The 19,529-nt window shown below is 76.7% G+C and carries 15 protein-coding genes; 12 read left to right on the top strand and 3 right to left on the bottom strand.

Annotated features, from left to right (window positions below; all coding sequences use genetic code 11):
- Positions 1-262: 262 nt before the first annotated feature.
- Positions 263-2,209, top strand: a complete 1,947-nt coding sequence (locus tag ACRYMY_RS13985; protein ID WP_432547867.1) for a serine/threonine-protein kinase — start codon at positions 263-265, stop codon at positions 2,207-2,209.
- A 27-nt stretch (positions 2,210-2,236) separates the two neighbouring features.
- Here ACRYMY_RS13985 and ACRYMY_RS13980 read toward each other — a convergent pair whose 3' ends face one another.
- Positions 2,237-3,595, bottom strand: coding sequence for an MFS transporter (locus ACRYMY_RS13980; RefSeq protein WP_432547866.1), 1,359 nt, complete (start codon positions 3,593-3,595; stop codon positions 2,237-2,239).
- A gap of 266 nt (positions 3,596-3,861) precedes the next feature.
- Between ACRYMY_RS13980 and ACRYMY_RS13975 the strand changes: the two genes are divergently transcribed.
- From ACRYMY_RS13975 to rplI, 6 genes are all read left to right on the top strand, one after another.
- Entirely contained in the window at positions 3,862-6,159 is a 2,298-nt protein-coding gene (locus tag ACRYMY_RS13975; RefSeq protein ID WP_432547865.1) for a transglycosylase domain-containing protein, read from the top strand.
- 64 nt (positions 6,160-6,223) lie between these two features.
- Entirely contained in the window at positions 6,224-7,666 is a 1,443-nt protein-coding gene (locus ACRYMY_RS13970; protein ID WP_432547864.1) for a glycosyltransferase 87 family protein, read from the top strand.
- Positions 7,667-7,883: 217 nt separating this feature from the next.
- The gene (rpsF, locus tag ACRYMY_RS13965; RefSeq protein ID WP_369053138.1) at positions 7,884-8,180 is read left to right on the top strand and encodes a 30S ribosomal protein S6; all 297 of its coding nucleotides are present in this window, start codon (positions 7,884-7,886) and stop codon (positions 8,178-8,180) included.
- On the top strand, positions 8,180-8,782 hold the full coding sequence (locus ACRYMY_RS13960; protein ID WP_432547863.1) for a single-stranded DNA-binding protein: 603 nt from the start codon (positions 8,180-8,182) through the stop codon (positions 8,780-8,782). The genes rpsF and ACRYMY_RS13960 overlap by 1 nt, the downstream gene beginning before the upstream one ends.
- 113 nt (positions 8,783-8,895) lie before the next feature.
- Positions 8,896-9,132, top strand: a complete 237-nt coding sequence (gene rpsR, locus ACRYMY_RS13955; RefSeq protein ID WP_369053140.1) for a 30S ribosomal protein S18 — start codon at positions 8,896-8,898, stop codon at positions 9,130-9,132.
- A 14-nt stretch (positions 9,133-9,146) separates the two neighbouring features.
- Entirely contained in the window at positions 9,147-9,599 is a 453-nt protein-coding gene (gene rplI / locus ACRYMY_RS13950) for a 50S ribosomal protein L9 (RefSeq protein WP_369053141.1), read from the top strand.
- Positions 9,600-9,667: 68 nt separating this feature from the next.
- Here rplI and ACRYMY_RS13945 read toward each other — a convergent pair whose 3' ends face one another.
- Positions 9,668-10,075 (bottom strand): ASCH domain-containing protein, encoded by a 408-nt coding sequence (locus ACRYMY_RS13945; RefSeq protein WP_432547862.1) that lies wholly within the window; start codon positions 10,073-10,075, stop codon positions 9,668-9,670.
- A gap of 44 nt (positions 10,076-10,119) precedes the next feature.
- Here ACRYMY_RS13945 and ACRYMY_RS13940 point away from each other — a divergent pair, with 44 nt between their 5' ends.
- Positions 10,120-10,902 carry a carbon-nitrogen hydrolase family protein gene (locus tag ACRYMY_RS13940; protein WP_432547861.1) on the top strand — a complete coding sequence of 261 codons (783 nt, stop codon included), beginning with the start codon at positions 10,120-10,122 and terminating at the stop codon, positions 10,900-10,902.
- A gap of 4 nt (positions 10,903-10,906) precedes the next feature.
- Here ACRYMY_RS13940 and ACRYMY_RS13935 read toward each other — a convergent pair whose 3' ends face one another.
- The gene (locus ACRYMY_RS13935) at positions 10,907-12,268 is read right to left on the bottom strand and encodes an MATE family efflux transporter (protein WP_432547860.1); all 1,362 of its coding nucleotides are present in this window, start codon (positions 12,266-12,268) and stop codon (positions 10,907-10,909) included.
- 433 nt (positions 12,269-12,701) lie between these two features.
- Here ACRYMY_RS13935 and dnaB point away from each other — a divergent pair, with 433 nt between their 5' ends.
- From dnaB to ACRYMY_RS13915, 4 genes are all read left to right on the top strand, one after another.
- On the top strand, positions 12,702-15,854 hold the full coding sequence (gene dnaB, locus ACRYMY_RS13930; RefSeq protein ID WP_432547893.1) for a replicative DNA helicase: 3,153 nt from the start codon (positions 12,702-12,704) through the stop codon (positions 15,852-15,854).
- A 98-nt stretch (positions 15,855-15,952) separates the two neighbouring features.
- Entirely contained in the window at positions 15,953-16,942 is a 990-nt protein-coding gene (locus tag ACRYMY_RS13925; RefSeq protein WP_432547859.1) for an LLM class flavin-dependent oxidoreductase, read from the top strand.
- A 52-nt stretch (positions 16,943-16,994) separates the two neighbouring features.
- Positions 16,995-18,359, top strand: a complete 1,365-nt coding sequence (locus ACRYMY_RS13920) for an alpha-amylase family glycosyl hydrolase (RefSeq protein ID WP_432547858.1) — start codon at positions 16,995-16,997, stop codon at positions 18,357-18,359.
- A 224-nt stretch (positions 18,360-18,583) separates the two neighbouring features.
- The gene (locus ACRYMY_RS13915) at positions 18,584-19,420 is read left to right on the top strand and encodes an alpha/beta fold hydrolase (protein ID WP_432547857.1); all 837 of its coding nucleotides are present in this window, start codon (positions 18,584-18,586) and stop codon (positions 19,418-19,420) included.
- Positions 19,421-19,529: the final 109 nt, after the last annotated feature.

The raw sequence follows: 19,529 nt of genomic DNA, 5'->3' as shown, positions 1-19,529 counted from the left end.
ACCCTGCATCGGCAGGTCCCGTCCCGGGCTTGAGCGCCCGATCGGGGGAACCCGTCGCGCCGCCGCGGCGTCGCAGCGGGCGTGGTGGTCCGGGGCGGTGCGCGTCCGCGCGTGCGGGCGCGTGTACCCCTCCCCGGCCGTCGCGTCGAGCCCGGTGGGCTCGCCACGCCCGCGGACGGGGGTCAGCGTCCCCCGGATGGGGCATCATGAGAGGCCCGTACACGGTGCCCGCGGGCACCGCCGAGGCGCGGAGGTGCCAGCGGTGAGCAGCGAGGGTTGGCCGGACGAGCGGCTGACGGCGCCGGACGTGCCGTCGGTGCTCCGCCACCGCGCGGGCCCGGCGGACGACCCCGACCGCTACGAGCTGCTCGGGGAGACCGAGGGCGCCGACGAGGCGTGGCACGTGCTCGACCACCGCGCCCCGGCGGGGGAGGCGCTGTTCACGCTCGCCGCCCTGCGCCCCGCCCCCGACCCGGCCGCCGGCGAGGTGTCCGAGGAGGCGTCCGCCGACGCCGACGGGACCGGGGACGCCGGAGGGCCCCCGCTCGACCCGGCCGGTGTCTGGCGCGAGCGGGCCGCCGGCCTGGCCCGGGTCCGGCACGAGGCCCTCGCCCGCGTGGTGACGTCCTTCGCCGGCCCCGCCCCGCACCCGCCGGGCCGCCTGGACCTGGACGCCCCGGCCTGGCAGTACGCCGTCCTCGAGAAGGCCTCCGGCCGCTCCGTGGCCGACTGGCTGCGCGACGACCCCGGCGCGGGGCTGGAGGACCGCTTCGTCGTCCTGGCCACCGCCGCCGGCGTCCTGCAGGAGCTGCACCGCGGCTCGGGGCAGTCCCCGCCCCTCGTGCACGGCGACATCACGCCCCGCTCGGTGCGGCTCGCCGGGTTCCGACCCGCCGACGGCGTCCGCCTGGCCGGCGCCAGCCTCGGCGGGCTGCGCACCGGGCCGCTGCGGCCCTCCGTCGGCCCCTACACGGCGCCGGAGGTGCGCGCCGGGGCGCTGCCCTCCTCCGCCGGCGACGTCTTCGGCCTCGGCGCCACCGCGGTGTTCCTCCTCACCGGGCAGCCGCCGGCCGTCGGGCCCGACGGCGGGCTCGACACCGCGCTGGTGCGCCGTCAGCTCGCCGTCGCCCCGGCCACCGCCCCGCACGCCGGGCTGGCCGACCTGCTCCTGCAGGCGCTGGCCGACGACCCCGCGCAGCGCCCCGACCGTCTGCCGGCGTGGGTGAACGGCCTGCGCGCGCTCGCGGACACCGGCGCCGGGGCGCCGTTCGGCCTCGACGAGGCCGCCACCGCGGCCCTCGGTGCCGCCGCCCTGCACGAGGCCGTGCCGGCCGGCTCCTCCCGGGCCGCGCACCGCCGCGAGGGCGGCGTGCTGGCGGACGTGCGCTCGCTGCCGCGCCGCCCCGTGGCCGCCGTCGTGGGCGCGCTGGTGCTGGCCACCGCGGGCACGGGCATCGCCATCGCCGCCGTCCAGCAGGGCCGGCTGGCGGACGTCCCCAACCCCGTGGCCATCGTGCAGCCGCCGCCGGTGACCACCTCCACCGCCGCGCCGCCGCCCGTGGCCGTGCCCGAGGAGGGTTCCGGCCCGGCCGAGGCACCCACCGGGACGGGCGGCGGCGGGGGCACCGGCGGTTCCGGGGGCTCGGCGCGGGGCACGGGTGAGCGGACCGCGCCGCCGGCGACCTCCGCCACCCCCTCGGGCACCCCGTCCGGCCTCGAGGGCTCGCCCCCGCCGTCGCCGGTCGACCCCACCACGGGCCTGCCGCTGCCGCCGCCGGGTCCGCCGCCGGCGCCCTCCACGACGCCGCCGGACCTGTTCACGCCCGCCCCGACCGTCCCGCTCCCGCCCCGGCCCACGACCGCGCCGCCGACGAGCGCGCCGACCGTGCCGCCGACGACCGCGCCGCCCCCGGTCACGCCGGCCCCGCCCACCCTCACGCCCGCGCCGCCGTCCTCGGCGCCGCCGCCCCGCCCGACGCGCCCGCCGCGGCCCACGCGCCCGCCGCGGCCGACCACGCCACCGACCACCCCGCCGCCGGTCTCGACGCCCGCCCCGCCGGTGGTCACCCCTCCGCCGGTGGTCGAGCCCGAGCCGACGAGCGCGCCACCGGAGGAGCCGCCGGAGGACGAGGACACCGCCGGCCCCACCGGCACGCCCGAGCCCCCCGAGGTCGTCACGCCCCCGGACGCCGAGGTCCCCCTGCCCTGAGCGGGAGCGGGAGCGGGAGCGGGCCGGTCAGGGCACGCGCGCCCGGGCCGACGGGCGCTCGCGGGCGCGGCCGTGCGCGACGGCGACGAGCGCGTACCCGCACGCCAGCACCACCGCGACGACGCCCAGGCGCCCGTCGGCGGGCACCAGCAGCACCGACGCTCCGGCCGCCAGCACGTAGCTGACGTTGAAGACGAGGTCGTAGGCGGTGAAGACGCGCCCGCGGTAGGCGTCGTCCACGCTGCGCTGCACCACGGTGTCCACGCCGATCTTGGCGCCCTGCCCGCCCGCGCCGAGCAGGAACGCGGCCACCGCCAGGGCCGTCACGTCCGTGGTCAGCCCCACGAGCAGCTGGGCAGCGCCGGCCAGCAGCAGGCAGCCGCGGATCCAGGCGGTGACCCGCTCGCGCCGGGCGCCCCAGGGGGCCGCGAGCGCCGCCGCCCCCGAGCCGGCGGCCACGGCCGTCAGCAGGACGCCGAGCACCGCCAGGCCCTGCGAGGGATCCTCCAGGGGGGCCAGGGTCCGCCGGCACAGGACGACGACGGCGACGGTCGTCAGCCCGAACGCCCACCGGTGCCAGGCCACCACGCCCAGCGCGGCGGCCGCCGCCCGCCGCTCGCGCAGGTGCGCGACGCCGGCCACGACGTCGCGCGAGGCGCGTCGGACGACGGCGGCGGGTCCGGCGGCGGACCGCCCGCCCGGCGGGCCGGGGGAGGGGTCGGGCCCCAGCAGCCCGCGGGGGAAGGCCAGCGCGACCAGCCCGGCTACCGCGTACGCGGCGGCCGCCACGCACAGCGCACCCACGTCCGCGCCGGCGCCCGTCCCCAGGACCGCGGCGACGCCCACCGTGATCGCGGCCCCCGCGCCCGCGGCGACGGTGCCGGCCGTCGGGGTGATCGAGTTGGCCAGGACGAGCTGACCGGGGGCCACGACCCGCGGCAGCGCCGCCGACAGCCCGGCGAGCAGCGCGCGGTTGACCGACAGGGTCGCCAGCGCCAGCACCCCGAGGACGACGTCGCCGGCGCCGCCCGCCAGGGTCACCGCCACGCACGCCGCCAGCGCGGCCCGCAGCAGGTTGCCCCACCCCAGCACGGAGCGGCGCGGGCGGCGGTCCAGCAGCACGCCCGCCCAGGGGCCGACGACCGTGAACGGCAGCAGCAGCACCGCCGAGGCCAGCGCCACGCCGGCGGGGGTGGCCTGCCGCTCGGGGGCGAAGAAGAACAGCGTCGCCAGGCCGGCCTGGAAGGCGCCGTCGCTGGCCTGCCCGACCAGCCGCACCGCCATCAGGTGCCGGTAGCGCCGGGTCGCGAGCAGCCGCCGCAGCTCGGCGGGAACGCCGGCCTCCTCGCCGTCCCCGGCGTCCCCGCCGGGCCGCCCCGCTCTCACCGCACCCTCACGCCGTCACGGTACGCAGCGGCCCCGGCGGGGACAGGCCCCCGTCGGTGGGGGAGCGGGCGGGGTGGGGGCGGGGCGTGGAGGTGTCGTGAGCGCCGCCGCCCGCGGTCCCCGCGCGGCGCGCAGGACCTCCCGGCCCGCGCATACTGGACGGGCCGGGGATCTCGAGGGGCGCACCGCTCCTGCCGATGGATCACCAGCACCCGACGTGCGTGCCGGTCCCGCACGCCGCCCCCACCACGGAGGAACGCACCGCAGTGGCTCAACGCCGTCCTGGCCCCGGGTCCGCGCAGCGCCGGCCGCAGCAGCCGGCCGCGCGCCGGCCCGCCGCCCGCCCCGCCGCCCGCAAGAGCCGCCGTGGCCGGCGCGGCCGCCGCGCGCTGGCCTGGCTCGGCGGCCTCGTCGCCGCCGGCGTCGTGCTCGGGGTCGGCGGCCTCGCCGCGGCGTACGCCGTCACCGACGTCCCGGACCCCAACGAGCTGGCCGACGCGCAGATCAGCACCGTCTACTTCAGCGACGGCCAGACGGAGCTGGGCACCTTCGCGGCCCGCAACCGCGAGGTCGTCGGCATCGACGAGGTGCCCGACGTCGTGCAGCACGCCGTCCTGGCCGCCGAGGACCGCTCCTTCTACGAGAACCGCGGCGTCTCCCCGACGGGCATCGCCCGCGCGGTGTGGAACAACGTGCGCGGCGGCTCGCAGCAGGGCGGCTCGACGATCACGCAGCAGTACGTGAAGAACTACTACCTGACCTCCGAGCGCTCCTACGCGCGCAAGGCCCAGGAGTTCATCCTCGCCCTGAAGATCGACCAGCAGCAGACCAAGGACGAGACGCTGCAGGACTACCTCAACACCGTGTACTTCGGCCGCGGCGCCTACGGCGTGCAGGCCGCCGCGCAGGCGTACTTCGGCCGGGACGTCGGCGAGCTGGACGTCTCCCAGGCCGCGCTGCTGGCGGCCGTCCTCAAGGCGCCCAGCGCCCTGGACCCCCTCAACGACCCCGAGGGCGCGGCCGCCCGCGTCGACTACGTGCTGGACGGCATGGTCTCCGAGGGCTGGCTGTCGGCGGAGGACCGCGCCGCCGCCGGGCTCCCGGACACGGTGCAGGAGCAGCGCGAGGACGCCCTGCGCGGGCCGAACGGCTACCTGCTGACGACGGTGCGCGCGGAGCTGGAGAGCACCGCGGGCCTGACGGAGGAGCAGATCGACCGCGGCGGCTACCGCATCGTCACCACCTTCGACGCGCGGGCGCAGGAGGCGGCCGTGCAGGCCGTGCAGGACCAGCTGCCCGCCAGCGTCCCCGAGGGCCTGCAGGTCGCGCTGTCCGCGATCGACCCCGCCACCGGCGGGGTGCGGGCCATGTACGGCGGCGCCGACTACCTGCAGCGCAACCGCAACGCCGTGACGCAGGACATCGCCCAGGCCGGGTCGACGTTCAAGCCGTTCACCCTCGTCGCGGCCCTGGAGCAGGGCGTCTCGCTGCGCAGCACCTACAGCGGCGCCAGCCCGATGACGGTCGACGGCGGCACGTTCCGCAACTTCGGCGGCTCCAGCTACGGGCGGATCAACCTCGTCACGGCCACCGCCAACTCGGTCAACACGACGTACGTGCAGCTGAACGAGGAGGTCGGTCCCGAGGCCACCCGGCGGGTCGCGGTCGAGGCCGGTTACCCGGTGGACACCAACACCCTGGGCGACGCGGACACGACCATCTCCAACGTCCTGGGCACGGCCTCGCCGCACCCCATCGACGTCACGCAGGCCTACGCCACGTTCGCCGCGCAGGGCGTGCGCAACGACTGGCACACCATCGAGAGCATCGACGACGCCGACGGCACCCGCGTCTACACCGCCTCCCCGACGCAGCGGCGCGTGTTCGCCGAGGACGTCATGGCCGACACCACGTACGCCCTGCAGCAGGTCGTGCAGCAGGGCAGCGGCCGCTACGCCCGCAACCTCGGCCGCCCGGCCGCGGGCAAGACGGGCACGTCCTCGGGCAACATGTCCGCCTGGTTCGCCGGGTACACCCCGCAGCTGGCCGCCAGCGTGGCGATGTACCAGGTCGGCGAGTCCGGCCCGGAGAAGCTGTCCCTGGGCGGCGGGGAGGTCACCGGCGGCTCGTACCCGGTGCGCATCTGGACGTCCTTCGTGCGCGCCGCGCTGCAGGGCGTCCCCGAGGCGGACTTCCCCTCGCCCAGCTACGTCGGCTCCTCCGGCTCCTCGAGGGCGACGTCCACCCCGTCGCGCACCGCGCAGGAGTCGCCGAGCGAGTCCCCGACGGCCACGCAGGAGCCCACCGAGGAGGCCTCCGAGGAGCCGACCGAGGAGGCCACCGAGGAGCCCGCGGAGCCCACCGCGGAGGCCACCGAGCAGCCCACCGGTACGCCCACCAGCACCGCCACCGGCTCGCCCACGGCGCAGCCGACCGCCACGGGAGGCGGCGGTGGCGGCGGTGGTGACGGTGGCGGCGGTGAGGGCGGCGGTGGTGACGACGGTGGTGACGGCGAGGCGGCCCCGCAGGCCGACGAGGGCGCGGACGCCGCACCGGTGCCCTGACCGGCGCCCGGCCCGTCCGCGCCCCGGGCGCCCGCGGGCGGCCCGACTGGGGCACGCTGCTGCGGTGAGCTCCCAGCGCCCGCCCACCGGGTCCACCAGGCCCACCGGGGCCCCCGGGCCCGCCAGGTCCTCCGAGCCCGTCGCCCCGACCGCTGCCGACCCGGTGGCCCGCGCCGGCAGCGAGGTCCTCGGCGGGCCCGCCGGCCGGCGCCTGGGCGCCGGGACGCCGTGGTGGGCGCGCCCGCTGCCCGTCGCCCTGCTCCTGGCGGCCCTCGCCGTGGCGCTCGGCGCGGTGAGCAAGCACCACTGCCGCGCCGCCGGGTGGAACACGCCCGACCAGTTCTGGCACGCCTGCTACGCCGACGGGCCCGTCGTCTACACCTCTTCCGGGCTGGCGCAGGGCCTCGGCCCCTACGGCGACGGCGTCTCCCTGGGGCAGCCGCCGCTGACGGCGGCGCTGGCGTGGCTGCTCGGCCTGCTCGCCCCCGACGAGGTGAGTGTGGCCGCCCAGCGCACCTACTTCGACGTCATGGCGCTGGCGCTGGCGCTGGCGGCCCTGGCCGTCGTCGCGGCCGTCGCCGTCGCCGCCGGGCGCCGCCGCGGCTGGGACGCCCTCCTCGTGGCCGCCAGCCCGGTGCTCGTCCTGACCTCGCTGGTGTCCCTCGACCTGCTCGGGGTCGCGCTGGCCGCCGCGGGCCTGGCCGCGTGGGCGCGCCGCCGGCCCGTCCTGGCCGGTGTCCTGATCGGCCTGGCCGCCGCCGCCCGCACCTGGCCGGCGCTGCTGCTGCTCGCGCTGCTGCTGGTGGGCCTGCGCTGCGGCCGTGCCCGCGCGGTCGCCGGGACGGCCGGGGTGGCGGCGCTGACCTGGCTGGCGGTGTCGCTGCCGGTGGCGCTGGTCGACCGGGCCGCCTGGAGCGCCCACCTGACGACGTGGGCGGGCGAGCGCGCCGGGTACGGGTCGGTGTGGCTGCTGCCGCAGCTGTGGGCGCAGTCCGCGGGGTCCGCGGACGCGCAGGGGCTGCCCGGGGCGGCGGTGACGGCGCTCGCGGTCACCGGCTGGGTGGTCTGGACGCTGCTGGTGGGGCTGTTCGTGCTGTGGCTGCCGCGCCGGCCGCGACTGCCGCAGGTGGCGCTCGCCCTCGTGGCCGGCTGGTGCGTGCTGGCCCCCTCCTTCCCGGTGCAGGCCTCGCTGTGGCTGCTGCCGCTGGCGGCGCTGGCCGTGCCGCGCTGGCGCGACCACCTGCTGTGGTGGGCGGCCGAGGCCGCGTACTTCGCCGCGGTGTGGCTGTTCATCGCCGGGCAGTCGGTGCCCGGCCGGGCGCTGCCGCCGGAGCTGTACGCGCTGCTCCTGCTGCTGCGGGTGGCCGGGGTGGCGTGGCTGGTCGCCGCGGCCGCCCGCGACGCCCGCGCGCCCCGCCGCGACCCCGTGCGCGCCGGCGGCGCCGACGACCCGGCCGGCGGTGTCTTCGACCGCGCCCCGGACGCCCTGGTGGTCCGCGTCACCTGAGCGCGGGGTCCCCACCCGCCCGGGCCCGCCCGCCGGCGGCCCGGCTGTGGACGGCCGCCCGGCCGCGGTGGCGCGCGGGGCAGGGTGGGCACCGGGAGGCCGGTAGACTCGTGCGGTCCTCCGCCTCGCGTCCCCAGCGGCGCGCGGTGGAGACGACGCCGATCGACCCTCCTGCCGCGGAGAGACCGCGGCCGCTGAGACCGGAGGAGGTGGGGTAATGAGCGCGCGTCAGTACGAGCTCATGGTGATCCTCGACGCGGAGCTGGAAGAGCGCACGGTGGGTCCGTCGCTCGACCGCTTCCTGAACGTCGTGCGCCAGGGCGGTGGCACCGTCGGCAAGGTCGACATCTGGGGCCGTCGCCGTCTGGCCTACGACATCAAGAAGAAGTCCGAGGGCATCTACGCCGTCATCGACCTGAACACCGAGCCGGCCGTGGCTCAGGAGCTGGACCGCCAGCTCAACCTCAACGAGGCGGTGCTGCGGACCAAGCTGCTCCGCTCCGAGGCCGCCTGATGGCCGGCGAACCGGTCATCACGCTGGTCGGGAACCTGACCAACGACCCGGAGCTGCGCTTCACCCCCTCCGGTGCCGCCGTCGCGAACTTCCGCGTCGCCAGCACCCCCCGGACGTTCGACCGTCAGGCGAACGACTGGAAGGAGGGCGAGGCGCTCTTCATGAACTGCACCGTGTGGCGCGAGGCGGCCGAGAACGTCGCCGAGTCCCTCACGCGCGGCATGCGCGTGGTCGTCACCGGCCGCCTGCAGTCGCGCACCTTCGACACGAAGGAGGGCGAGCGCCGCACCGTCATCGAGATGCAGGTCGACGAGGTCGGCCCCTCGCTGCGCTACGCCACCGCCAAGGTCAACAAGACCCAGCGCGGTGGTGGTGGCGGCGGGTTCGGCGGCGGCGGCCAGGGCGGCGGCTTCGGCGGCGGCCAGGGCGGCTCCGGCGGCCAGGGCGGCTCCGGCGGCCAGGGCGGCGGCGGTGGCTGGGGCGCGAGCTCCGGCGGCGGCGGCCAGCAGCAGGACGACCCGTGGGCGACCGGCCCCTCTGGCGGGAGCCAGGGCGGCGGCGGTGGCTGGGGCGGCTCGTCCAACGACGACCCGCCGTTCTGACGGTCGTCCCGACCCCGGGCCGCGGCGGCAGCGCTGCGGCGGCCGGGGGTCACTGAAGAACCACACCACCATCCCGGGGTAGACCCCGGGCTCCACGAGAGGGGAGCACCACGATGGCCAAGGTGCCCGTGCGCAAGCCCAAGAAGAAGCAGAACCCGCTCAAGGCCGCGAAGATCGAGAGCGTCGACTACAAGGACACCGCGCTGCTGCGCAAGTTCATCTCCGACCGCGGCAAGATCCGCGCGCGCCGGGTGACGGGCGTGTCCGTGCAGGAGCAGCGGGAGATCGCCAAGGCGATCAAGAACGCCCGCGAGATGGCGCTGCTGCCCTACAGCAGCTCCGCCCGCTGAGGAGGGGACACGAGATGAAGCTCATCCTCACCCACGAGGTGTCCGGTCTCGGGACGCCCGGTGACGTCGTGGAGGTCAAGGACGGCTACGGCCGCAACTTCCTCCTGCCGCGCAACCTGGCCACGCCGTGGACCAAGGGCGGCGAGAAGCAGGTCGAGGCGATCCGCAAGGCCCGCCGCACCCGCGAGATCGCCACCCTGGACGAGGCCAAGGCCGTGAAGCAGTCGCTGGAGTCCCGCACCGTCGCCCTCGCGGCGCGCGCGGGCCAGGGCGGCCGCCTCTTCGGTGCGATCACCCCCGCGGAGATCGCCCAGGCCGTCACCGCCGCCGGCGGCCCGGCCGTCGACCGGCGCAAGGTCGAGGTCCCGCAGCCGATCAAGGCCGTGGGCACCCACACCGCGCTGGTGCGCCTGCACCCCGAGGTCTCCGCCACGGTGACCGTCGAGGTCGTCGAGGCCAGCGCCTGACGAGGTAGCACCACCACGAGGGGCCGGTCGCGCGCTGCGCGGCCGGCCCCCCGCGCGTCCGGCGCCGCTCAGCCGTCCGCGCCGACGAGCCGGAAGCGCAGGCACACCACGGGCGTGCCGGCGCTCACCGCCACGCCCACCCCGGCCCAGTACCGCTCGTGCGCGGCGGCCCAGTCCGCGTGCCCGGCGTACCCCTCGCCCTCCTCGCGCGCGAAGGCGTCGTCGACCTCCGCGAAGGGCACCACCCGCACCGCGGTGACCTCGACGGTCGCCACGTGCGCACCCCCGTCGTCGAGGACGGCCAGGCGCTCGCCGACGCGCTCGACCTCCTCGCCCTCGGCGGCGTAGTCGACGTCGAGCAGGCCGGCCGTGGCCCTCTTGCGCCCGGCCAGGACGAGGGCCGTCAGCTCGCGGCGCACCCGGCCGGGCGTGCCGAGCTCGAGGGTGCGCAGTCCGTCGACGCGGGTCCAGGTCACCCGCCGCACCCTGCCACGCGGGCCGGTTCTGGCAGGCTGCGCGGATGCGCGTGGCGCTCGCCCAGATCTCCAGCACCGACGACCCCGCGGCGAACCTCGACCTGGTCGCCGTGGAGGTCGCCGCGGCCCGCGACGCCGGCGCCCGCCTCCTCGTGCTGCCCGAGGCGACCATGTGCCGCTTCGGGGTCCCCCTCGGCCCGGTCGCCGAACCCGCCGACGGGCCGTGGGCGACCCGGCTGGGCGAGCTGGCCGACGCCGCCGGCCTGACCGTCGTCGCCGGCGGGTTCACCCCCGGCTCCGGCGGGCGGGTCCGCAACACCCTGTTCGCCGCCGGCCCGGGCGTGCGGGCCGCCTACGACAAGGTCCACGTCTACGACGCCTTCGGCTACCGCGAGTCCGAGGCCGTCGAGCCCGGTGACGGGCCCGTCCTCGTGCCCGTGGACGGCGAGCCGGTCGGCCTGGCCACCTGCTACGACGTGCGCTTCCCCGGCCTGTTCACCGCGTACGCCGACCGCGGCGCCCGCCTCGTGGTCGTGGCCGCCTCCTGGGGCGCCGGACCGGGCAAGGTGGAGCAGTGGGACCTGCTGGTGCGCGCGCGGGCGCTGGACGCCACGAGCGTCGTCGTCGCCTGCGGGCAGGCGGCCCCGGCCGTCCCGACCGAGGGTGGGGCGCCGACGGGGGTGGGCTCCTCGACGGTGGCCGGGCCGACGGGCGAGGTGCTGGGGCGGCTGGGCGCCGAGCCGGGCCGGCTGGTCGTCGACGTGGACCTGGACGCGGTGGACGCCGTGCGCGCCGCGCTGCCGGTGCTGGCCAACCGCCGCCTGTGAGGGCTCAGGCCCCCACGACCACCCACCGGTCGGTGCGCACGCGGTGCACGAGGGTGGCCAGGCGGGCCAGGGAGTAGACGCCGGCGAAGGAGATCCACAGCCACACCAGGCCGGCCCGCCCGGCGGGGGCCAGCGCCAGCACGGCCAGCGCGCACGGCAGGTAGCACAGCAGCGTGACCGCGCCCGCGGCGGCGAGGTAGCGGCCGTCGCCGGCGCCGATGAGGACGCCGTCGAGGACGAACACCCAGCCGGCCACGGGCAGCGAGGCGCCCACGACCACCAGCGCGGCGGTCAGGTAGTGGTGCACCTGCTCGTCGGGGGCGAACGGCCCGGCCACCAGCGGCGCCGCGAGCGCGAGGGCGGCGCCCAGCACCACGCCGACGGCGACGCCCCACTGCGCGGTGCGCCGCACGACGGCCCGCACCCCGTCCACGTCGGCGGCGCCGAGCGCCCGGCCCACGAGCGCCTGCGCGGCGATGGCCAGGGCGTCCAGGGCCAGCGCGGTCGTCGTCCACACCGTCATGGCGACCTGGTGGGCGGCGATCCCCGCGTCGCCCTGACGGGCGGCCACGAACGTCGTCACCAGCAGCGCCACCCGCAGGGTGAGGGTGCGCACGAGCAGCGGGACGCCGGCGCGGGCGCTGCGCAGCACCCCCAGCGGGTGCAGGCCCACGGGCGCGCCGGTGCGGCGCACCCCGCGGGCGACGACGACCACGAGGACGAGGGCCATGAGCAGCTGGGTGGCCGCGGTTCCGGCCGCCGAGCCGGCGATGCCCCAGCCGAGGCCGTGCACGAGCAGCAGGTTGAGCACGACGTTGAGCGCGGCGCCGCCGGCGGCGACGGCCAGCGGGGTGCGGGTGTCCTGCAGGCCCCGCAGGACGCCCGTGGCGGCGAGCACGACGAGCATCCCCGGCAGCCCCGGCAGGCTGACCCGCAGGTACGTCACGGCGTACGGGGCCGCTTCGGGGGAGGCGCCGAGGGCGGTGACGAGCGGCCCGGCCAGCGGGGCGACGACCAGGGCGGTCGCCACGCCCAGCAGCAGCGCCAGCCAGATCCCGTCCACGCCCTGCGCGAGGGCCCCGCGCAGGTCCCCGGCGCCCAGCCGGCGCGCCACGGCCGCCGTCGTGCCGTAGGCGAGGAAGACGAAGAGGCTGACGGCCGTCGCCAGCAGCGCCCCGGCCACGCCCAGGCCCGCCAGGGGCAGGGTGCCCAGGCTCGCCACGATCGCCGAGTCGGCCAGCAGGAACAGCGGTTCGGCCACCAGCGCGCCGAGCGCGGGGACCGCCAGACGCAGGATGTCGGCATCCCGGCGCCCGACCTTGAGCCCTCCGCGCGAACCGTCACCGGACCGCAACCCGCACGCCACCCTCCCGCTGTCCCGACGTTCTCGTCCTCCACACCTGGTGGACAGGTGGGGAGGCGCATCGTCGCAGGTCAGCGTCGTGCACCGGCGGTCGGGGGGCGCTGCGGCCCGAGTTGTCCCCAGGGTTGTCCACCCCCTGTGCACCAGTGGTCCCCAACCGTCCACAGGTTGTCGACAACCCTGTGCACAGGGCGGTTTGACCGGGCCGGGTGCCGTCGGTCAGTGTCGGACCCTCCCGGTAGGACTGCTCGTGCGCGGGCCCGTGGTGGGCCCGGCGGTGGGGTGAGCCGGGGAGAGGGGCTGCGCGCACGTGACGACCTACGAGGACCGCCCGGCCCAGCAGCGCGAGGGGGCGGACGGGTCCGGCCGCGGGGGCCAGCGCGGCCGCGGCCAGGGCGACCGCGGGCCGTCGGTGGGCAGCGAGCCGTACGAGCGGATGCCCCCGCAGGACATCGCCGCCGAGCAGGGCGTGCTCGGCGGGATGATGCTGTCCAAGGACGCCATCGCCGACGTCGTCGAGGTGCTCAAGGGCGTCGACTTCTACCGCCCCGCCCACGAGATGATCTACGAGGCGGTCCTCGACCTGTACTCGCGCGGCGAGCCGGCCGACCCCGTCACCGTCTCCGCCGAGCTGACCAACCGCGGCGAGCTCGCCCGCGTGGGCGGCACCCCCTACCTGCACGACCTCATCTCCACCGTCCCCACCGCCGCCAACGCCGGCTTCTACGCCCGCATCGTGCGCGAGCGCGCCGTGCTGCGCCGCCTCGTGGAGGCCGGCACCCGCATCGTGCAGATGGGCTACGGCGCCGACGGCGGCGACGTGGACGCCATCGTCAACTCCGCGCAGGCCGAGGTGTACGCGGTCACGGAGAAGCGCACGAAGGAGGACTACGCCGTCCTCGGCGACGTCATCGAGGGCGCCATCGACGAGATCGAGGCCAGCAGCCACCGCGGCGAGGGCATGGTCGGCGTCCCCACCGGCTTCGCCGACCTGGACCAGCTGACCAACGGCCTGCACCCCGGGCAGATGATCGTCATCGCGGCCCGGCCGGCCGTGGGCAAGGCCCTGGCCCTCGACACGCCCCTGCCCACCCCGACGGGCTGGACGACGATGGGCGAGGTCCGCCCCGGCGACGAGCTCCTCGGCGCCGACGGGCGACCCGTGCGGGTGGTCGCCGCCACGGACGTCATGACGGACCGCCCCTGCTACGAGGTCGTCTTCTCCGACGGCACCGTGCTGGTCGCCGACGGTGAGCACCAGTGGCTGACCTCGTCGCGCGGGTCCCGGGCCGTCGTGACGACGTCCTCCCTGGCGGCCGACCTCGCGCGGGGCGTCCCGCACCACGTCGACGCTGCCGCACCGCTCGACCTTCCCCCCGCCGACCTCGACGTCGACCCGTACCTGCTGGGGGCGCTCGCGGCCGGCTGGTCCGGCTCGCTCGGCGACGTCCGCGGTGAGCTGGCCGCCGCGCTGGACGCGGCGGGTGCGGCGGGCCTGCGCGTCGACTCCGCCGACGTGCCGCCGCAGGTGCTGCGCGGGTCCTCGGCGCAGCGCCGCGCGCTGGTCGCCGGGGCGGCCGACGTGGCGTGCCGTGCCGGGTCCGACGGCGTGGTGTCGCTCGACCTCGTGCCGTCCGCGGTCCCGGTCGTCGTGGAGGCGCTGCACACGCTGGGCCTGGCCCCGGCGGTGGGCGACGGCGCTGGTGCCCGCGTCCGCGTGTCCTTCGCCACGGACGGTGACTGGGTGTTCCGGTGCGGCAGCGAGCGGCTGGAGCTGAAGCGGGCGCTGCACGAGCGGGAGGACGTCCCGTCCACCGCCCGGCGCGTCACGGCCGTCCGGCCGGTGCCCACCGTGCCCGTGCGCTGCGTCGAGGTCGACGCCGACGACCACCTGTACCTCGCCGGCCGCTCGATGGTCCCGACGCACAACTCCACCCTCGGGCTGGACATCGCCCGGGCCGCGTCCATCAAGCACGGCCTCGCCTCGGTGATCTTCTCCCTGGAGATGGGTCGCAACGAGATCTCGATGCGCCTGCTGTCCGCGGAGGCGCGCATCCCCCTGCAGAACATGCGCAAGGGGACGATGCGCGAGGACGACTGGACGAAGCTGGCCCGCACCATGGGCTCGATCTCCGAGGCGCCGCTGTACATCGACGACTCGCCGAACATGTCGCTGATGGAGATCCGCTCCAAGTGCCGCCGGCTCAAGCAGCGCGCCGACCTCAAGCTGGTGATCGTCGACTACCTGCAGCTCATGACGTCCGGCAAGCGGGTGGAGAGCCGCCAGCAGGAGGTCTCCGAGTTCTCCCGCGCGCTGAAGCTGCTCGCCAAGGAGCTCGAGGTCCCCGTCATCGCGCTGTCGCAGCTGAACCGCGGGCCTGAGCAGCGCACCGACAAGAAGCCGCAGATGAGCGACTTGCGCGAGTCCGGCTGCCTGACCGCGGACACCCGCGTCCTGCGCGCCGACACCGGCGCGGGCACCACCCTGGGGGAGCTGTACGCGGCGGGGGCGCGCGACGTGCCGGTGTGGGCGCTGGACGACTCGCTGCGCTACGTGCGCCGCCACCTCACCCACGTGTTCCCCACCGGCACCAAGCCCGTGCACCGGCTGCGCACGGCGTCCGGCAAGACGGTCCGTGCCACCGCCAACCACCCCTTCCTCACCTACGAGGGGTGGACGCCGCTGGCTGACCTGACGCCCGGTCAGCGCATCGCCGTGCCGCGGCACGTCCCGGCGCCGGAGGCCGTCGCCGCGTGGGAGGACGACCGTGTCGTGGCCACCGCGCACGCCCTGGCCGGCGGACGGCTCCTGGACGTCGACCCAGCGCTCACCGGCGGGCGGGTCCCCGTCGAGGTGTTCCACCTGCCGAAGCGGCAGATCGCCCTGTTCCTGCACCACCTGCGCGACGTCGCGGGGGACGTCGAGAGCGGTGCCGCGGCCGGTGGCCGGGTCACCTTGCGCTCCGCCGGTCGCGACCTGCTCGACGACGTGGCGCGCCTCCTGCTGCGCTTCGGCATCTCGGCCGAGCTGCGGACCGCGGGGGAGGGGTGGTCCCTGGACATCACCGGCCCCGACGACCTGCGCCGCTTCCTGCAGGAGGTGGGCGCTCGCGGGCCCGAGGCGCTCGCCCTCCTCGACCGGGTCCGCGGTGCAGCACCGGTGGCACCGGACGACGGCGTGTGGCAGCACGTCGGCCGTGAACTGTCGGGCGGCGCGGCTGCCGAGGCGGGCCCTGCGCTGTCGCGCATCGCCACGGTCCTCCAGGCGGCGGACCTGCACGTGGACGCCGTGAACGACGTCCTCTGGGACGAGGTCGTCGCCATCGAGCCCGACGGCGAGGAGCCTGTCTACGACGCCACCGTGCTGGGCGGGCACAACTTCGTCGCGGACGGCATCGCGGTCCACAACTCGATCGAGCAGGACGCCGACATGGTGATCCTGCTGCACCGCGAGGACATGTACGAGAAGGAGTCCCCGCGCGCGGGGGAGGCGGACTTCATCGTCGCCAAGCACCGCAACGGGCCCACGGACACGATCACCGTCGCCTTCCAGGGCCACTACTCGCGCTTCGTGGACATGGCCACCTGACGTCCCGCCGGCCGGGGGAGGCCACCGGCCGGTGGAACAAGCGGGGCGGCGGCCCGGTTGCAGCCGTCGAACAGTCCCGCTGGTGAAAGGTGCACGTCGTGTCGCTCTCCCTGTCGATCCTGGACCTCGCCCACATCGGTCCGGGGAAGACGGCCGGTGAGAGCATCGCCGCCAGCGTCGAGCTGGCCCGCACCGCCGAGCGCAGCGGGTACCAGCGCGTCTGGTACGCCGAGCACCACAACATGCCGCACATCGCGTCCTCGGCGCCCGCGGTGCTCATCGCCCACGTCGGCGCGCACACCTCCACCATCCGCCTCGGCGCCGGCGGCGTGATGCTGCCCAACCACTCCCCGCTGTCGATCGCCGAGCAGTTCGGCACCCTCGACGCGATGTACCCCGGCCGCATCGACCTCGGCCTGGGCCGCGCCCCCGGCTCCGACCAGGCGACGACGTACGCGCTGCGCCGCGACCCGTCGGCCGCCGAGACGTTCCCCCGCGACGTCGCGGAACTGCGCGACTACCTCGCCGGCCGCTCCAGCGTCGCCGGTGTCGACGCCGTGCCCGGCGCCGGGTCCCGCGTCCCCCTGTACGTCCTCGGCTCCTCCACGTTCGGCGCGCACCTGGCCGCCGCGCTCGGCCTTCCGTACGCGTTCGCCTCGCACTTCGCCCCGCAGGCCCTGCACGCCGCGGTCAGCGCCTACCGGCGCGAGTTCCAGCCGTCCGAGCAGCTGGACCGCCCCCACGTCATCGCCGGCGTGAACGTCGTCGCCGCCGACTCCGCCGACGACGCCCGCGCCTCGTTCGAGCAGGTGCAGCGCCGGTTCGCCGTCTCCCTGTTCGGCCGCGGCCGCACGTTCACCGAGGCGGAGGTCGACGTCCTCATGCAGACCGCCGCCGGCCAGCACGTCGGCCAGATGCTGTCCTACGCCGCCGTCGGCACCCCCGCGGACGTGCGCCGCTACCTCGACTCCTTCCTCGACGCCGCCGGCGCCGACGAGCTCATCACCGCCCACCAGGCCCTCGACGACGAGGCGCGGCTGCGCTCCGTCGAGCTCCTCGCCGAGGTCGCGCAGGACGTCACCGTCTGACCCGCACCCGCCCCGGTGGTGGCGGCGCCACCCGCCGGGGCAGGGTGGGGGGATGAGCGATCGACGCGTCCCCGGCCCCGACTGGGTGCAGCACGCCGTCTTCTGGCACGTGTACCCCCTGGGTTTCACCGGTGCCGAGGCGCACGCCGAGGACCTGGACGGACCGGTGCGGCACCGCCTGCCGCACCTCGCCGGCTGGCTCGACCACGCCCTCGCCCTCGGCGCGTCCGGTCTGCTGCTGGGTCCCGTGTTCGCCTCCGAGACCCACGGCTACGACACCGTCGACCACCTCCGCGTCGACCCGCGCCTCGGCGACGACGGCGACCTCGACGCGCTGCTCCGCGCGGCGTCCGAACGCGGGATCCGGGTCCTCCTCGACGGCGTGTTCCACCACGTCGGCCGCTCCCACCCGGCGTTCCGCGCGGTGCTGGAGCAGGGCCCGTCCGCACCGACCGCGTCCTGGTTCCGGCTGCGCTGGCCCGGCGGGCCGGAGGCGTGGACGCCCGGCACGGAACCCGACTACGACGACTTCGAGGGCCACCACCAGCTCGTCGCGCTGAACCACGCGGACCCCGCCGTCGTCGACCACGTCGCCGACGTGATGACGCACTGGCTGGACCGCGGCGCTGCCGGGTGGCGGCTGGACGCCGCCTACGCCGTGCCCGCGGGGTTCTGGGCGCAGGTCGCCGACCGGGTGCGCGAGCGCCACCCCGACGCCTACCTCGTCGGGGAGGTCATCCACGGCGACTACCCCGCCGCCGTCGTCGACGGGCACCTGGACTCCGTGACGCAGTACGAGCTGTGGAAGGCCGTCTGGAGCGGCCTCAACGACGGCAACCTGCACGAACTCGCCCACGCGCTGGGCCGCCACGACGAGTTCTCGCGGACGTTCGCGCCGCTGACGTTCCTCGGCAACCACGACGTCACCCGCATCGCCAGCCGCCTGGACGACCCCGCGCACCTCGCGCACGCCCTCGCCGTGCTGACCACCGTCGCGGGGACGCCGTGCGTGTACGCCGGCGACGAGCACGCCTTCCGCGGCGTCAAGGAGGACCGCGCCGGCGGCGACGACGCGGTGCGCCCGCCGTTCCCCGCCTCGCCGGAGGAGCTGTCGCCGCTGGGGCTGCCGACGTTCCACCTGCACCAGGAGCTCATCGGGCTGCGCCGTCGGCACGCGTGGCTGCACGGCGCGCGCACGAGCGTGCTGCACGTGGCGAACGACGCGCTCGCCTACGCCAGCGAGGGCGGGTCGGGAGAACGGGTCGTCGTCGCGCTGTCCACCGCGGACGGCACGAGCGCCGTGCCGGCGCCCGGTGCCCGCGAGGTCCTCGCGGGCACCGGGCGGATCCTGGACGCGGGCACGGACGGCGCGCGGGTGGAACTGCCGCCGGGCGGGTGGGCGGTCGCGGCGGGCTGAGGCGCCGGCCGGTGCGGCGGTCGTGGTGCGCTGCCGCGGGGACGGTGCTCACCGCCCGCGGTTCCCTCATCACCTGCTGCCACGGCTCTGCTCCACCCGGCAGTTCCCGGCGCTCTCGGCGTGCGCGCGTCCCGACGCGTCCGTAGCGTCCCGGGGGCAGGACGCGCCCGCCCGGCGGACGGCCGGGTGCGCAGGCGCACCGCAGACCTGGAGGACGCTCGCCGATGACCGAGATCACCGCGCACCACGGCTTGTTCAAGAACACCGACCTGCACGTCGACGACACCGGCGGCCCCGGCCGTCCCGTCGTGCTCATCCACGGCTGGCCGCTGTCCGGCGCCGCGTGGTCCGAGCAGGTCCCGGCGCTGCAGGCCGCCGGCTACCGCGTCGTCACCTACGACCGCCGCGGTTTCGGGCGCAGCGACAAGACGCGCTCCGGGTACGACTACGACACCCTCACCGAGGACCTGCACGCCCTGCTGGAGGCCCTCGACCTGACCGACGTGACGCTCGTCGGCTTCTCCATGGGCGGCGGGGAGGTCGCCCGCTACTTCACGAAGTACGGGACCGACCGCGTGCGCAGCGCCGTCTTCGCCGGTGCCGTCCCCCCGTACCTGGCTCAGAGCGACGACAACCCCGACGGCCCCCTGAGCCAGGAGAAGGCCGACGAGATGGAGTCGGGCCTGAAGGACGACGAGGACACCTTCTACGACGGGTTCGTCACCGACTTCTTCTCCGTCGACGGTGTCCTGAAGGTGACCGAGGCGCAGCGCCAGGACGCGATCGCGCTGACGAAGCAGGCCGACGAGAAGGCCGCGCTGAAGGCCATGGAAGCCTTCGGCACCACCGACTTCCGCGACGACCTGCCGAAGGTGACCGTCCCGACCCTGGTCGTCCACGGCGACGGCGACGCGATCGTGCCGTTCGAGGGGTCCGGCGCGCGCACCCACGCCGCGATCCCCGGCAGCCGGCTGCACGTGGTGGCGGGCGCGCCGCACGGTTTCAACGTCAGCCACGCCGAGGAGTTCAACCGCGTGCTGATCGACTTCCTCTCCGTCTGAGGACCGGCCCCGGGGGGGGGGGGGGGGGGGGGGGGGGGGGGGGGGGGGGGGGGGGGGGGGGGGGGGGGGGGGGGGGGGGGGGGGGGGGGGGGGGGGGGGGGGGGGGGGG

This window comes from Kineococcus haloalkalitolerans (genome assembly GCF_050871905.1).
In the GTDB taxonomy this organism is placed as follows: domain Bacteria; phylum Actinomycetota; class Actinomycetes; order Actinomycetales; family Kineococcaceae; genus Kineococcus.
This window is presented reverse-complemented; position numbering and strand designations above follow the sequence as displayed.